At 37.6% G+C, this 17365-nt stretch carries 12 protein-coding genes; all 12 read left to right on the top strand.

What is annotated here, in order from left to right; genetic code table 11:
• Window positions 1–13 precede the first annotated feature (13 nt).
• Complete coding sequence (gene ligA / locus GI584_RS04140; RefSeq protein WP_100361887.1) at window positions 14–2026, top strand: NAD-dependent DNA ligase LigA; 2013 nt, start codon at window positions 14–16, stop codon at window positions 2024–2026.
• On the top strand, window positions 2026–3186 hold the full coding sequence (locus GI584_RS04145; RefSeq protein WP_153790348.1) for a CamS family sex pheromone protein: 1161 nt from the start codon (window positions 2026–2028) through the stop codon (window positions 3184–3186). Before ligA ends, GI584_RS04145 begins: the two co-directional genes overlap by 1 nt.
• A gap of 105 nt (window positions 3187–3291) precedes the next feature.
• The gene (gatC, locus tag GI584_RS04150) at window positions 3292–3582 is read left to right on the top strand and encodes an Asp-tRNA(Asn)/Glu-tRNA(Gln) amidotransferase subunit GatC (protein ID WP_100361885.1); all 291 of its coding nucleotides are present in this window, start codon (window positions 3292–3294) and stop codon (window positions 3580–3582) included.
• Between the two features lie 12 nt (window positions 3583–3594).
• A complete protein-coding gene (gene gatA, locus GI584_RS04155; RefSeq protein WP_100361884.1) occupies window positions 3595–5064 on the top strand; it encodes an Asp-tRNA(Asn)/Glu-tRNA(Gln) amidotransferase subunit GatA in 1470 nt (489 codons plus the stop codon).
• Window positions 5064–6497: an Asp-tRNA(Asn)/Glu-tRNA(Gln) amidotransferase subunit GatB gene (gatB, locus tag GI584_RS04160; protein WP_100361883.1), complete on the top strand. Its 1434-nt coding sequence runs from the start codon at window positions 5064–5066 to the stop codon at window positions 6495–6497. Before gatA ends, gatB begins: the two co-directional genes overlap by 1 nt.
• Before the next feature lie 178 nt (window positions 6498–6675).
• Window positions 6676–7614, top strand: coding sequence for a diacylglycerol kinase (locus GI584_RS04165; protein ID WP_153790349.1), 939 nt, complete (start codon window positions 6676–6678; stop codon window positions 7612–7614).
• Window positions 7615–7807: 193 nt separating this feature from the next.
• Window positions 7808–9187, top strand: coding sequence for a 23S rRNA (uracil(1939)-C(5))-methyltransferase RlmD (gene rlmD, locus GI584_RS04170; RefSeq protein ID WP_153790350.1), 1380 nt, complete (start codon window positions 7808–7810; stop codon window positions 9185–9187).
• Between the two features lie 653 nt (window positions 9188–9840).
• Entirely contained in the window at window positions 9841–11379 is a 1539-nt protein-coding gene (locus tag GI584_RS04175; RefSeq protein ID WP_228552337.1) for a pyridoxal phosphate-dependent decarboxylase family protein, read from the top strand.
• Window positions 11366–13213 carry an IucA/IucC family protein gene (locus GI584_RS04180; protein WP_153792904.1) on the top strand — a complete coding sequence of 616 codons (1848 nt, stop codon included), beginning with the start codon at window positions 11366–11368 and terminating at the stop codon, window positions 13211–13213. The genes GI584_RS04175 and GI584_RS04180 overlap by 14 nt, the downstream gene beginning before the upstream one ends.
• Entirely contained in the window at window positions 13200–13778 is a 579-nt protein-coding gene (locus GI584_RS04185; RefSeq protein WP_153790351.1) for a GNAT family N-acetyltransferase, read from the top strand. Before GI584_RS04180 ends, GI584_RS04185 begins: the two co-directional genes overlap by 14 nt.
• Window positions 13779–14038: 260 nt before the next feature.
• Window positions 14039–15406, top strand: a complete 1368-nt coding sequence (locus tag GI584_RS04190) for a lysine N(6)-hydroxylase/L-ornithine N(5)-oxygenase family protein (RefSeq protein ID WP_228552338.1) — start codon at window positions 14039–14041, stop codon at window positions 15404–15406.
• A 39-nt stretch (window positions 15407–15445) separates the two neighbouring features.
• Window positions 15446–17257: an IucA/IucC family protein gene (locus tag GI584_RS04195; RefSeq protein ID WP_153790352.1), complete on the top strand. Its 1812-nt coding sequence runs from the start codon at window positions 15446–15448 to the stop codon at window positions 17255–17257.
• The last annotated feature ends 108 nt before the right edge of the window (window positions 17258–17365 follow it).

Below are 17365 nucleotides of genomic sequence, written 5' to 3' on the forward strand. Positions count from 1 at the left end.
AGGTGCTTATCGGATGACAGAGCAAGAAGCGCGTCAAAAATTAGACACTTTAAGAGATGAATTAAATGAATATAACTATCAATACCATGTGTTAGATAATCCAAGTGTATCAGATGCTGAATATGATGCGAAAATGAAGGAACTTAAAGCAATGGAAGCTGAATTTCCTGACTTAGTTACACCCGACTCCCCTTCACAACGCATTGGTGGAGAGCCATTAGATGCATTTGAGAAAGTAACCCATCGTGTACCGATGTTGAGTCTAGGCAATGCTTTTAATGAAGAAGAGTTAAAAGATTTTGATCGCCGCGTACGGGAAGGGTTAGAAACCGATAACGTCACCTATGTTTGTGAATTAAAAATCGATGGCCTTGCGATTTCACTGCGTTATCAAGATGGCCTTTTTGTGCAAGGTGCGACTCGTGGTGACGGAACTACTGGTGAGGATATTACCAGTAACTTGAAAACGATAAGAAGTATTCCATTGAGAATTAAGGACAGGTCCCCGATTGAGGTTCGAGGGGAAGCATTTATGCCGCAGAAAGCATTTGTCTCTTTAAATGAAGCACGCGAGAAAAATGAAGAAGAACCGTTTGCCAATCCGAGAAATGCAGCGGCAGGCTCATTGCGTCAACTTGATCCTAAAATTGCGGCCAAACGTCATTTAGATATTTTCTTATATGCGGTAGGGGAATGGGAATCTGGTTCGTTGGAAACCCATAGTGAACGTCTAACCTATCTACAAGAGTTAGGTTTTAAAACCAATCCAGAATGGCGAAAATGCAAGGATATTGACGAAGTAATCCAATATGTAGAAGAATGGGTAGAAAAAAGAGCATCTCTTTCCTATGATATTGATGGCATTGTCATAAAGGTTGATAATCTTGAAGCTCAGGAGCAACTTGGTTTTACTGCGAAAAGCCCGCGCTGGGCAGTCGCTTATAAATTTCCAGCAGAAGAGGCCGTTACCAAGCTTACCGATATTGAATTAAGTGTTGGCAGAACAGGTGTTATCACACCAACTGCTATATTGGATCCGGTTAAAGTGGCTGGCACTACCGTACAAAGAGCATCACTTCACAATGAAGATTTAATCCAAGAAAAAGATATCCGTATAGGCGATACAGTAGTGATCAAGAAAGCCGGCGATATCATACCTGAAGTGGTCCGTGTTGTCGAAGATATGCGAACAGAAAAGCAGCAGCCTTTTGCCATGCCGGAAGCATGTCCGTCTTGTGGGGATGAGCTCGTTCGTTTAGAAGAGGAAGTTGCTTTACGTTGTATAAACCCGAACTGTCCGGCACAGTTAAAGGAAGGTCTGATTCACTTTGTATCGAGACTTGCGATGAACATTGACGGACTCGGTGAGAAAGTAGTCGAGCAACTCTTCCAGGCTGAATATATTCATACAATCGCCGATCTTTATCGATTAGAGCGCGAAGAATTATTAAAACTGGAGCGCATGGGTGAAAAGTCGGTGGAAAACTTGTTAACTGCCATTGAAAATTCAAAGGGAAACTCTCTGGAACGAGTGCTTTTTGGCCTTGGCATTCGCTATGTTGGTTCGAAAGCTGCAAGAACATTAGCAGCTCATTTTGAAACAATTGATCACTTACAGCAAGCGAGTTTTGAAGACATAGTAGCGGTTGATGAAATTGGCGATAAAATGGCAGATTCGATTGTTCATTATTTTGAAGATGATCAAGTGAAACAGCTTATTTCTGAGTTGAAAGATTTAGGCTTAAACCTTACTTACAAAGGACCCAAAGTAAGTGAAGCGGCAGCAGATAGTCCGTTTTCAGGCAAGACGGTTGTTTTAACAGGTAAATTAGCAATCTATACTAGACAAGAAGCGAAGCAACAAATCGAAGCACTTGGCGGTAATGTTACTGGAAGTGTAAGTAAAAAGACAGACTTACTGATTGCAGGGGAAGATGCCGGATCTAAATTAGCTAAGGCGAAAAAATTAGATGTCGAAGTATGGGATGAAGCAAAACTCCAAGAAGTATTAGAGGAGGAAGCATAATGAAAAAAACTGTAGCAGGCCTCTTCATTATCGTTTTTGTTTTAGCAGGGTGTGCACCGGATTTTGGTGATGAACAGGAAGAAGCAGTAATCGATGAAAGTATGGATGATTCATTATCAGAAACTGCGATTATTCCAAAATATAATTTAGACGAAGAAAATTATCGAGTATTAATTGACTCTAATTTAAGCCAAGCAAGAGGTGTGATTACGAACCAAGTGGCCAATCGACTAGATATTGATGAATTAGAGGAAGGATTACGTCGTCACTCGATGGAAGTATATGATCCGGATACTTATTACTTTCAAGAAGGTCAATATTTGACTGATGACATATTATATAAATGGTTAGATCGCTATGATGAAGAGGATAATCCACAGGGATTGAACCCAGAAGCAGATGAATCTAAAGAAGATGAAGAGTTGAGAGAAGAAGAAGAAGACAATCCTAAATACTTGTCACACATTTTAGAACAAAATTATTTAAGAAAGACAGAAGATGATTCTGTTGAGTTAGCAGGAATTTCGATCGGAATTGCGATGAAATCTGTTTACCGTTTTCAGACAGATATAGGTGAGCCATATTTATATGAGGATATCTCAGAGAAAGAGATGCTGAGTGAGGCTAATGAAATAGCAGAGGAAGTCGTACAACGAATTCGTGAAATGGAAGGAATAGGAAATGTACCGATTATGCTATCGATCTTCCGAGAAGAGTCACAAAGTTCCCTTGTCCCAGGTAACTTTGTTGCTAAGACAAATGTTGCTGGTGACAGTTCATCTGTTGGCGAGTGGCAAGACATAAATGAAGAGAATGTCTTGTTCCCGTCTAATTATGGAAAAAATACCTATCCGGATGTATGGGCGACATTAGTTGATTTTGAATCAGATATCGGCTCATATTTTCCAAACTATGTGAGTGTAATCGGAAAAGGCTTTTTCCGAAATGGTGAGCTGCGTAAATTAACAGTGGAAATTCCTGTATCATTTTACGGAAAGTCAGAATTAATTGGTTTTACCCAATATGCCTATGGACTCGTCTTATCAGGCTTTCCTAGCGACTATCAATTAGAAGTAAATATTACTTCAGGTGATAAACAGGAAGCCTTAATTGTAAGAGATGCCGGAGAAGAAGAAGGATTTGTTCATATATACCGTTAATTCTATTCAAAAAAGTTTTGCAAAGATAGGATTAATGGTAAAATAAACGTTATGGATTTTACTAATTTATGAATGACGTTCAACTATATATGGAGGTGAATCAACATGGCAGAAATCTCAAAAGAACAAGTGAAGCACGTTGCAAATCTAGCACGACTAGCTTTAAAAGATGAAGAAGTAGAAACATTCACCCAGCAATTGGGAGATATCATCAATTACGCGGAGCTCTTAAACGAGTTGGATACCGATAACGTCAAGCCAACAACACACGTATTAGACTTGAAAAATGTAATGCGTAAAGATGAACCAAAAGAATGGATTAAGAAAGAAGATGCATTAAAGAATGCACCAGATCAAAAAGATGGTCAATTCCGTGTGCCATCAATTCTTGAATAAGGAGGGTTTCTTTTGTCACTTTTTGATTACACGTTAAAAGAATTACAAGAAAAGCTACATAATAAAGAAATTACCGTTAGTGATCTTGTGGAAGCTTCATATAACCGTATTAATGAAGTGGATGATCAAGTCAAAGCTTTTTTGACATTAAATGAAGAAGAAGCAAAAAAACAAGCGAAAGAATTAGACGAAAAATTAGGTTCTGATGCATCGATTTTATACGGGATGCCGATTGGAATTAAAGATAATATCGTAACAAAGGGATTGCGTACTACTTGTGCGAGTCAAATCCTTGATAACTTGAATGACCCTTTGTATGACGCTACTGTTATCCAAAAATTAAACACAGAAAACACGGTTAACATCGGGAAATTAAACATGGACGAGTTTGCAATGGGTTCTTCAACAGAGAATTCCAGTTATGAAAATACCCGTAATCCTTGGAATACGGAATATGTTCCTGGTGGTTCCAGTGGTGGTTCGGCAGCAGCTGTAGCAGCAGGAGAAGTATTCTTCTCACTAGGTTCTGATACAGGTGGTTCAATTCGCCAACCAGCAGCATTCTGTGGTGTGGTTGGAATGAAACCTACATATGGTCTTGTATCTCGTTTTGGACTTGTTGCGTTCGCATCATCACTTGATCAAATTGGACCAATTACAAGAACAGTAGAAGACAATGCTCACTTATTACAAGCAATTGTTGGTCATGACAACATGGATTCCACTTCTGCTAATGTAGATATTCCAAACTATAGTGATGCATTTAAAGAAGATGTGAAAGGCTTACGCATTGCGGTACCGAAAGAGTATTTACAAGAAGGGGTTGACCCAGAAGTAAAAGAAACAGTACTTGCAGCGTTAAAACAATATGAAGAATTAGGTGCAACATGGGAAGAAGTATCTTTACCACACTCTAAATATGCAGTTGCAGCCTATTACTTGCTGGCATCGTCAGAAGCAAGTGCCAACTTAGCACGATTTGATGGCGTTCGTTATGGTAAACGTACGGAGAAAAACGTTGACATGATTGATATGTTCAAAGAATCTCGTGCAGAAGGCTTTGGTGACGAAGTAAAACGTCGTATTATGCTTGGTACATTTGCATTAAGCTCTGGTTATTACGATGCTTACTATAAAAAAGCACAAAAAGTACGTACACTGATTAAAAATGACTTCGAAAAAATCTTTGATGAGTTTGATGTAGTGGTTGGGCCAACAACACCAACACCAGCATACAAAGTCGGTGAAAAAATCGATGATCCATTAACCATGTATACTGATGATGTCCTAACGACACCAGTAAACCTTGCTGGATTGCCAGGTATGTCTATACCTTGTGGATTCTCCAGTGCCGGCTTGCCAATTGGTTTGCAAATCATCGGTAGACACTTTGATGAATCAACGATCTATCGTACGGCATATGCCTACGAGCAAGCAACGGATCATCATAAGAAACGTCCTAATTTAGGAGGTGACCAATAATGACAAATTTTGAAACAGTTATTGGTTTAGAGGTACACGTCGAATTAAAAACAGCGTCAAAAATCTTCAGTCCAAGTCCTAATGCCTTTGGTTCAGAGCCAAACGCTAACGTAAACCCGATCGACTTAGGATATCCAGGTGTGTTACCTGTATTAAATGAAGAAGCAGTAAACTATGCGATGAAAGCATCAATGGCGATCAACTGTGATATCGCAACAGATACAAAGTTCGACCGTAAAAACTATTTCTATCCAGACAACCCGAAAGCTTACCAAATCTCGCAATTTGATCAACCAATCGGGGAAAATGGCTGGATTGAAATCGAGGTAAATGGTGAGAAGAAAAAAATCGGAATCACTCGTCTTCACTTAGAGGAAGACGCAGGGAAATTAACACACGGTGATGATGGCTATTCGTTAGTAGATTATAACCGTCAAGGTACGCCGCTTGTCGAAATCGTCTCAGAACCAGATATTCGCACACCAGAAGAAGCATATGCTTATTTGGAAAAATTAAAAAATATCATCCAGTATACAGGTGTGTCAGACTGTAAGATGGAAGAAGGATCTCTGCGTTGTGACGCCAATATTTCGATTCGTCCAGTTGGCCAAGAGGAATTCGGTACAAAAACAGAATTGAAAAACTTAAACTCTTTCTCTTTTGTGCAAAAAGGGTTGGAATTCGAAGAAAAACGTCAACGTGAAGTACTACTAAATGGCGGTGAAATCCTTCAGGAAACGCGTCGTTATGATGAGCAAAAGAAAGAAACGATTCTCATGCGAGTTAAAGAAGGTTCTGACGACTATCGTTATTTCCCGGAACCAGATCTTGTTCCACTGTATATTGATGAGGAATGGAAAGAACGCATTCGTGCAGAAATTCCTGAATTACCAGATGCTCGACGTGAGCGTTATGTAAAAGATTTAGACTTGCCAGCTTATGATGCAGGTGTAATCACAAGCACAAAAGAAATGTCCGACTTCTTTGAAGAGACCATTGAGGCGGGCGCAGATGCCAAGCAAGCGTCCAATTGGCTGATGGGTGAAGTATCAGCTTATATGAATAAACAACAAGTCGAAATCCAAGATTTAAAAATGAAACCAGCTGCCCTTGCGAAAATGATACAGCTTATCGAAGATGGTACGATCTCTTCCAAGATGGCGAAGAAAGTCTTCGCAGAGTTAGTTGAAAATGGTGGAGATCCAGAAAAAATCGTCAAAGAGAAAGGTCTAGTACAAATCTCAGACGAAGGTCAACTTCGCGAGATTATTACGGGAATCCTTGACGAAAACGAACAATCGATCATCGATTTCAAAAATGGTAAAGACAAAGCACTCGGCTTCCTTGTTGGTCAAACAATGAAAGCAACAAAAGGACAAGCCAATCCACCGATGGTAAACAAAATCATCAAAGAAGAAATCGAAAAGCGATAATAAAATTGAGGAAGGCTGTGTTCAAGCGCACAGCCTTCTATTTAGTAGATATAAATAGTGGCCATGAAACGGTGAAAAGTGACCATGAAAAATTCATGGTATTATTGAGTAAAGATTTGCATTTTTATCCAAAATGATTATGATTAGGGTAGGATGTAACACTTAGAGGAGAATGAGTATGAAACGTGCACGCATTATCTATAATCCTACGTCTGGTCGTGAGGCTTTCAAAAAAGAGCTGCCAGAGGTTTTAAGGCGCTTTGAAGTAGCAGGATATGAAACATCTGCCCATGCGACTACATGTGAAGGTGATGCGACAAATGCTGCGAAAATTGCGGTAGACCGTAAATTTGATTTGATAATTGCTGCAGGTGGAGATGGAACCATTAATGAAGTCATACATGGTATGGCAGAGCAGGAATATCGACCAAAGCTAGCGATTATTCCAGTTGGAACAACCAATGACTTCGCAAGAGCATTAGGGATACCCCGTGAGATCCAGAAAGCCGTTAGTGTGATTCTTGAGCATAATACCCGCAGGCTTGATATTGGTAAAGTAAATGATCATTATTTCATGAATATAGCAGGTGGCGGAAAGTTAACCGAGTTAACCTATGAAGTACCCAGCAAATTAAAAACGATGCTCGGTCAACTCGCGTATTATTTGAAGGGTATTGAAATGCTCCCATCTTTGAAGCCAACAAAAGTTCAAATCGAGTATGATGGCAAATGGTTTGACGACGAGATCATGCTTTTCCTTGTCTCTAATACGAACTCTGTAGGCGGTTTTGAGAAGATTGCACCTGGAGCTAAAATGGATGATGGTTATTTTGATTTAGTCATTCTACGCAAAACGAATCTAGCCGAATTTGTTCGTATTGCCAGCCTTGCGACAAAAGGTGCACACTTAGAGGATAAAAATATCTTTTATACGAGAGCAAACCGGATTAAAGTCCATACAGAAGAAAAAATGCAGCTTAATTTAGATGGAGAGTACGGTGGTCTGTTACCAGGTGAATTTGAAAACCTCTATCAACATATTGAATTTTTCGTTTCCGAGGAATTTATCGAAAAACAAGTAAAAATTGAAAAAGCGGAGAGCACCCGCTTAGAATAAAAGGTACATTCTGTCGGAGAGTGTACCTTTATTTTTCGATAAAATAATAGGATTATTTCCCAGGAAATGATCAAATTAGACACAGTATTTTCTATTTGTCATTAGCTGTGATAAAATTTGGACAACATATGATAAGAGAGAATGTCGACTGACGAAGGAAGACATTTTACCTGAGAAAAAGGACGTTGATAATATGACAAAAACAGCCCCGCCTGTAGAGAAAAATCAAACAATCGAATTAACATTTGAAGATATTACGCACGAAGGTGCTGGAGTCGGTAAGATAGGTGGCTATCCACTTTTTGTTCCTTATGGATTACCTGGTGAAACAGCTGAAGTGAAAGTAATAAAGGTCAAAAAGAACTTCGGATTCGGTCGATTAATAGAAGTAAAAGAAGAAAGTGAAGATCGTGTCAAACCACCATGTAATGTGTATTATAAATGTGGTGGTTGTCAACTGCAGCATATGAGTTATGAAATGCAGCTCGAAATGAAACGAAATCAAGTACAAAGCGCTCTGAAAAAGATCGCTCACATTGAAAATATTCCGATTCATCCAACGATCGGTATGGATGATCCTTGGCGATACCGGAATAAGGTTCAAATACCAGTAGGATCGAAAAATGGTGAATTAATTACTGGATTTTATCGAAAAAGAAGTCATGAAATTATTGATGATATGGCCCGCTGCATCATCACTGATGAGGTCAATGACCGCATGGTTGAGGCGGTGCGTGAAATTGCCAATCGGTTAGGTATCCCTCATTATGATGAGAAAAATAACCGTGGTATTTTACGTCATATTATGGTGAGGTCTGGTCAAGAAACAAAGCAGACGATGGTTGTATTAGTAACAAGAAAAGAAAAAGTAAATGGGTTAGATACACTGATCAAGGAAATAACCGAAACGAATCCTCATGTTAAATCGGTCGTGCAAAATATTAACCCAGAACGTACGAACGTTATTCTCGGAAATAAAACGAAAGTACTTTGGGGGGAAGAATATATTTACGATCAGATTGGAGATATCAAGTTTGCCATATCTGCTAAATCATTCTATCAAGTAAACCCGCCACAAACGAAAAAGTTATATGACCAAGCGTTAGAATATGCAAATCTTTCAGGAAATGAAACAGTGATTGATGCCTACTGTGGTATTGGAACAATCTCGTTATTTTTGGCAAAAAAGGCGAAAAAGGTATACGGTGTGGAAATCGTACCAGAAGCAGTAAGTGATGCCAAAGAAAATGCTAAACTAAATCACATTGACAACGCAGAATTCTTTGTAGGACAAGCGGAGAAGGTAATGCCATGGTGGCGAGCACAAGGCCTGCAGCCAGATGTTATTGTCGTAGACCCACCAAGAAAAGGTTGTGATGAAGCATTACTGGAAGCAATGTTGGAAATGAAACCAAAACGAATTGTTTATGTATCTTGTAATCCATCTACTTTAGCAAGAGATTTACGGATATTAGAGGATGGAGGATATGAGACTAAAGAAGCGCAACCAGTTGATATGTTTCCTCAGACGACGCACGTGGAGACGGTTGCGGAGATAGTGTTGAAAGTGTAACCAACCAATAGAAACATACAACTAACAATATAAACGTACAAAACAGCCTAATTTTGATAATGAAAACTTGAAAAAAAGCGTGGAAAATGCGTGAAAAATGACAGGAAACCCTATATTAACAAGTGATGAGTAAGCGTGATTTATAAAATTCTATTATCACTAAACAATATAATTTTACTATAAAAACAGAAACTGAATCGTTAAAAAACGAGATTTGTTGTAAGTTTCTATTATTAATTAAACGGAGGAATGCGGGTTTGAGGCTTGGGTTTTTGTAGGTTTTTATTGTTGGTGAACAGAAAGAAGTAGCAGGAATCTAAATTTGGTTCCTGTTTTTTTATTTGTGTAATTTTTAATTAGCTAAAGTAAAAATAAACAAACCGAGTGGATAAAAATCGATCAAAAGAACTAAATTCCGTTATATAATTGACAATGATTATCATTATCTATAGAATAATAATCGTTACACTGATATTGATTATCATTATCATTATTGAAGGCGGATGATGTTGCCAATAGCTTTAGAAAAGGGTTATCAAAAATTTTTAACATTAATTGATAATTAAAATCATTATCGTTTTGATTGTTTTTTCTGAAGCTATTAAGAAGATAACGAAGGTCTAAGGATAATACTTTACGGGAGGTGTAAGAGGATGGTAGCCAAAGCAAATGTTTTAGAGCGTCTAAACGCTGATATGGAAACACAAAACTTTAGCCGCTATTTTTTAAATACAGATCAAGAAAGTGTTGCTCTTTATCAACAGGTGATGCAACAGGCACAAACAGCATTAGTTAATCAATTCTCTACAAATCAAAAACCATACAGTGGCTTAAATTATCAGGAACTTAACGTTCTTTTAAGCAGGACATTCCAGGAAGTTGTTCCAGAAAATCCTGTACATGTGAATCAATTAATGAGTGACATCGGGGAAGTGCTTATCAAAAATTCGGTCGTTGTTACGAATCCCTTATGTATCGCTCATCTTCATTGTCCACCATTAAGTGTAGCTTTAGCTGCTGAAGCTTTAATAAGTGGAACAAATCAATCGATGGATTCATGGGACCAAAGTTCAGCTGCGACTATGTTAGAACAAAAAGTGGTGAACTGGTTAACTCAAGCATTTTTACAGAATGACAAAGCCGATGGTGTTTTTACCAGTGGAGGTACACAATCCAATTTTATGGGATTACTACTCGCACGTGATCGCTATCTTTTTAAGCGATTTAATTGGAATACACAAAAGCAGGGCTTACCACCCCAAGCTCATAAATTAAGAATCTTTTGCTCTAAGGATGCTCATTTTACTGTAAAACAATCGGCTTTTTTGCTCGGTTTAGGAGAACAGGCTGTTATCCCGATAGAGACAGATCATAATCATCGAATGTGCTTAAGGGATTTGGATCAACGACTAAGAGATGCGGAGGAACAGGATTTGTCACCTTTTGTACTAGTCGCAACTGCTGGGACAACAGATTTTGGCAGCATCGATCCTCTGTCTGAATTAGCAAGCCGTGCCAAGAAACATCACATGTGGTTTCACGTTGATGCAGCTTATGGTGGTGCGCTTATCTTAAGTGACCGTTATCGAGATAAACTAAAAGGTATTGAATTAGGGGACTCCATAACCGTTGATTTCCATAAATTATTTTATCAACCAATTAGTTGCGGAGCTTTTCTACTAAAGGATCAATCAAACTTTAATTTTATTAAACAGAATGCAGATTATTTAAATCCTGAAGACGATGAGGAAACAGGCATCCCAAATCTAGTTACGAAGTCGATCCAAACAACCAGGCGATTTGATTCATTAAAATTGTTTATGTCCTTGCAGTCTTTAGGGAGAAAAAAATTTGCTGAAATGATTGACTACACCATGGATTTAGCGAAGGAGACTGCAATGCTAATCGAAGAAGATAAACAATTGGAGTTGGTTAATGTTCCTGAGATGAATGCAGTTGTTTTTCGATATGTTCATCAAATAAACGGTAAAAAGGTTGATAAAATCAATACGTTTATTCGTACGAGATTAATAGAAAAGGGGGACGCTATATTGGCTAGGACTCGAGTACAAGGACGTGCTTTCTTAAAACTAACATTGTTAAACCCTCAGACAACAATGAAAGACATAAGATTAATAATAAATCAAGTAAAAAAAATAGGAGGAGAGTGTGAATACAATGGTAACCACTAATACTATTAATTTCAAACGTATTGCCGAGCAGGCGACAATGCAAAGCTTTTTAAATTGTTATTTAAGAGAGACTCAGAATTTTAAGCTATACGATCAGATACCAGATGAATTATTGACTAAAATCACGTTACATAAAAAAGATCAAGCCCTTATTCATTGTGAATTAGCTCATCTTGAAATTAACTTATATGTCCCATTGGTTTATTGGTCTGATACTGGGCGACACTTATTCTCATTTCCAATTTATTACTGTAACTTCGGCAAAAATCAAAAATTATTTGAAGTAGATTACCTGTTATTCGTTCATTTGATTATGAAAGAACTAAGTATGGAGTATGGAGGGGATGGAACAGTAAATCAAGAAGAATTAATGTTACGTGTCATGCTAAGCCGTCAAAACGTAGAAACATATATTCGAGAAAGATATCCAGATACCAAGTATCTATACAAGATGGATATGGATTTTATTGATACAGAACAGGCATTATTATTTGGACATTTAATGCATCCAACTCCTAAAAGTCGACAAGGGATCGACGAATCGGATGCTCCACTTTATTCACCAGAATTAAAGGGGGAATTTTCATTACATTATTTTCGTATTCACTCTTCAATCGTGAGTCAGGGGACTGCGTTAGAACATACAGCATCTGAAATTGTTAGAAACCAAGTGATGGAGGATTCATCTATATCTGATGAGTTGAAGCAGATGGCTAGTCACACAGATGAAAATTATGAATTGATTCCTATTCATCCATGGCAAGCAAAATTTTTAATGAACAAGCCTAAAGTGAAGGAGCTGATGGATAAAGGTTTAATCGAAAGTCTTGGGCAGCATGGTCGTTGCTATTATCCTACTTCTTCTTTACGGACCGTGTATCATCCAAAAACAAATTATATGATCAAGTTTTCCTTAAATGTGAAAATTACAAACTCCGTACGTGCGAATAAATATATGGAATTAGAGCGTGGTGTAGAAGTTAAGAAGCTGGTGGAAGGAAAGATTGGGCAGCATCTTAAGGAAGTACATCCAAACTTTCAAGTAATTACAGATCCAGCTTTTATGACCGTTAACATTGATGGCGAAGAAGAGTCTGGCTTTGAGGTTATTTTTAGGGAAAACCCTTTTAAGCAATACAACTCACTAAATGCTACGTCTCTTGCTGCAATTTGTCAGGACACAGTAGAAGGCCATTCCTCTCGTTTAGCAGTGATCATTAAGCAGTTAGCCGAAAAAGAAGGGCGCACCACTGAAGAAGTAAGCTTGGATTGGTTTAGAAAATATCTTGATATTTCGTTGAAGCCAATTCTGTGGCTTTTCCTAAACTATGGGATTGCGGTTGAGGCACATCAACAAAACAGTGTCATCCAATTAAAAAATGGTTATCCTGATCAGTTCTACTATCGCGATAATCAAGGCTATTACTATTGTGAATCTTATCATGGACGACTAAATGAAATCTTGCCTGGTATTAGTGAAAAAAGTAACACGATTTGTTCAGATAGGATTGCAGATGAACGGTTACGCTATTATTTCTTCTTAAATCATTTATTTGGATTGATTAATGCGTTTGGAACAGGGGGGCTAATTGATGAAAAGAAGCTGTTAGCGGAAGTGAGAATCGTACTTGAATCGATTAAAGTTCCTAAGCATAGTTCATCTGAATTAATTCCAAGTTTATTGTCACACCGAAAACTCCCGTGCAAAGCTAACTTACTTACACGTTTTTATGATATGGATGAATTAACAGGTTCACTCGAAACTCAGTCTGTCTATGTTGAAATTGATAACCCTTTGCATCAAAAGGAGTTGGTTACGGATGCATCAAAATAGAGTATCTGAATTTACCTTTTATGACCGTGAAATAGATTCCGAGATTGTATTTCGACGTGTAACGCTGGAAAAAGATTTGAATCGCCTGCATCATTGGCACCACCAACCGCATGTGATTCCATTTTGGAACCAAAATTTTTCTGAAACAGCATATAAAGATCATTTGAAAAAGCTGTTAGCAGATAAACACCAGACGTTATATATTGGTTATTTGAACAATGTGCCAATGAGTTATTGGGAGGCTTATTGGGCAAAAGATGATCTGATTGCAAACTACTATGATGCAGAAAGAGAGGATCAAGGTATTCATTTATTGTTGGGACCGGAAGAATATTTGGGTAAAGGGTTAGCGCTCCCGCAATTAAGAGCAATGATCGCCTTTCAGTTTAAACATAAAAAAACTGAGAAGGTAGTAGCAGAGCCTGATGTACGCAACAAAAAAATGATCCATATTTTTGAAAAATGCGGATTTAAGCCAAAAAAAGAAATTGAATTACCGGATAAGCGAGGGCTGCTTATGTTTTGTCATCGTGAAACGTTTACCACGGTAAATAATCGTCCGTAAAACCCCCACTTAAAACTTAGGATGTGTTAAAGTTCGGTGTTGATTTTTGACTCATGAGTCAAAAATGCACTAAATATCAACACTATCCTTTAACAGAGCCAAAACTTAACTAAATCAAAGAAGTTTAAGAGGGGGTAATGGATGCTAACGCCCTGATTGGTTCAAGTGCCCTTTAGGGTCATCCTCTTTAGGGCTAACAATCAGTTGGGGAAGAAGAAACCCACACTGAATGAAGTTTCACTTTAAAAGGAGGTTTAAGGATGTGTTCACCCTATATGTATCCAAGTAAAGTCGATATGTATGATGTTATAGGAGTAGGAATTGGTCCTTTTAATTTGGGACTTGCAGCTTTAACAGAAGAAATAGAAGATTTAAACGCCGTTTTCTTTGATCAGAAGCCTTGTTTTGAATGGCATGGAGGGCTATTAATTGAAGATACGACCTTACAAGTCCCTTTTTTAGCCGATACTGTAACAATGGCTAATCCTACAAGTCGGTATAGCTACCTTAATTATTTACACGAACATGAACGGTTATATAAATTTTATTTCCTTGAAAGGTTTCATATTCCACGACGTGAATATAATCACTATTGCCAATGGGTTTGTAAGCAATTAACGACTTGCAGCTTTGGTAAGAGGATTACAAATATTGAGTGGCAAGTAGATCGAGATAAACTAGCTGGGTATGAAGATAATAATGAGGGCTATTTTAAAGTCGAAACTACCGATATTCAATCAAGAGCTATTCATTACTATTATTCTCGTCATCTCGTATTTGGGATTGGCAGTGTTCCGTACTTACCTGACTGCTTTTCTGCACAGTCTTCAGACGATGTTTTTCATTCTGCAGAGTTCTTAGATAAAAGAGAGCGCTTGCGCCAGGCGGAATCGATTACGGTTGTCGGTTCGGGTCAAAGTGCTGCAGAAGTATTTCTTGAACTTTTAAAGGGGCAACAGACCTATCACTATCGACTTGATTGGTTTACACGATCAAAAGGATTTTTTCCAATGGAATATTCAAAGCTTGGTTTAGAGCATTTTTCGCCAGATTATACCAATTATTTCTTTCGTTTATCACAGGATCAAAAAGATCAGTTAATTCCCAAGCAGGATTTATTATACAAGGGAATCAGTGAAACCACCATATCAGATATTTACGATGTACTTTATGAACATTCTGTTGGAGGTGAGAATCCTCCGGTTCGTTTACAAACTAAAACGGAAGTAGCGGATGTTAAAGAAATACAGACGGAGGACAGAAGAAATTATCAATTAATTTGTAATCAGTGGGAACAGGGTCAACCGTTCACGCATGAAAGTGAAGTAGTTATTGCAGCAACTGGTTATCAACATCCTATTCCTGGCTTCTTGTCCAATCTATCTTCCCTTATTAAGTGGGATGAAAACGGAAGGTATCAAGTAAGTAAGAACTATGAGCTGCAATTAACGAAAGAGATTCCTAACAAAATTTTCATCCAGAATGGGGAAATGCACACACATGGCGTAGGTGCTCCGGATTTAGGATTAGGATGCTATCGTAACTCAGTCATTATTAATGAACTGATGAATAAAGAAATCTATCCGGTTCATAAGAGAAATGTCTTTCAACAGTTTGGAGTTGAGTAATTATAGATAACGTTAATCAAAGTGAGGGAGAGTGAAAGAATGCAGTATGAAAACGAATTACAAGAAATCCTTAAATCAGACACGTGGGAAGCTGTAGGTGAGCATTTATTAACGAAAATGATATCTGAATTCATGTATGAAGATATTATTTTTCCAACAGTTGTGTCGGAAAAGGAAAACATTATCGTATATGAGTTAAAGCCAAATAACAAAGTAATCTATCAGTTTGAAGGTAAAAAACGTCTAATGGACAGCTATCATATTTTCAAAGACACAATTCGTCGTTTTGAAAATGGCAATTGGGAAAAAGGAGACAACCCTATCCAGTTTATTCTCGATATTCAAGAGACAGTAGGAATGACGTCGTTAACAACAGGACATTTAATAAAGGAGTATAATAATACGTTGTTGGCGGATGCGCATATATTAGAAAAAAAACAAAGCATAACGTCTGATGATATAGTCAATATGGATTATGTTGAATTAGAGGGAGAAATGGAAGGGCATCCTTGGATTACATACAATAAAGGGCGCATTGGATTTGATTATCAGGATTACCTTTCTTACGCACCAGAGCAAAAGAAGAAAGTAAAGCTTTCGTGGGTAGCAGTACATCAAGATGTTGCTACATTCCAATCGATACCAGATTTAAATTATAAAAATTTAATAAAAGGTGAGTTAGGAAAGGGGAAAATCGAGCAATTTAAAGGAAAATTAACGAAGGAAAACTTGGATAGTTCGAACTACTTCTTCCTTCCTATTCATGACTGGCAATGGACAAATGTGATTATTCAATATTTTTCAGAGGATATAGCAAAAAGAAGGATTGTTCCACTTGGAAATGGAGACGATGACTACCTTCCACAGCAGTCAATTCGTACATTTGCTAATACAACGGATAAAGCTAAGCATCATGTCAAATTACCGATAAGTATTTTAAACACATTAGTATATAGAGGGCTTCCTGGAGAACGAACCGTAGTAGCACCAATGATTACAAACTATATTCATAAGATTAAAAAGGAAGATTCTTTCTTACATGATGAATGTCGTGTGATTTTACCAGGTGAAGTGGCAAGTATAAACTACAATCATCCTTATTATGAAAAATTGAAAGGTGCTCCATATCAATATTTAGAAATGCTAGGAGTCATTTGGCGTGAAAGTATTTATTCTTTTTTAGATGAAGGAGAAAAGGCTATTACACTAGCGTCCCTCCTTTATGTTGATAAGGATGGAAAGCCATTTGTTTCTTCGTTAATCGAGAAATCTGGTTTGAATGTGAAGGAATGGTTAGATCAATTATTTAGTGTGATGTTACTGCCGCTATTACATTATCTATATAAATATGGCATCGTATTTTCTCCACATGGTCAAAATACGGTATTAGTATTGAAGGATAACAAACCGCATCGATTGGCAATAAAAGATTTTGTAGATGATGTCAATGTGAGTGATGAACCACTTCCTGAGTTAGATTCTCTACCGAAGAAATTAATACCAGTTTTACGCAGTGAACCAGCGGAAGGGTTATGCCAATTTATTTTTACAGGTCTATTTGTTTGCCATTTACGTTATTTAGCTGACATTCTGGATGTCTATTACCAATACGATGAAGAAGCGTTCTGGAGCCAGCTTCGACAATCTATTGTTGATTATCAGGAACGATTCCCAGAATTAGAGGAAAGGTTCCGTATATTTGATTTATTAAGACCTTCTTTTACAAAATTGTGCTTAAACCGAAATAGAATGATTGATTATGGATACAGTGACGATGATGATCGACCACATGCATCGGAATTTGGAAAAGTCCATAATCCATTATATGTTGTTTCTTGTGAACACCTATAGAATTTTAAAAATCGTTATTAGTAGAATAAGCCGTCTCATTGTAGATATAGAGACGGCTTATTCTTTAGCACAAAAAAATTAATTTATAAAGTTGGTAAAATAATATGT

Source organism: Gracilibacillus salitolerans, assembly GCF_009650095.1.
Lineage (GTDB): Bacteria > Bacillota > Bacilli > Bacillales > Amphibacillaceae > Gracilibacillus > Gracilibacillus salitolerans.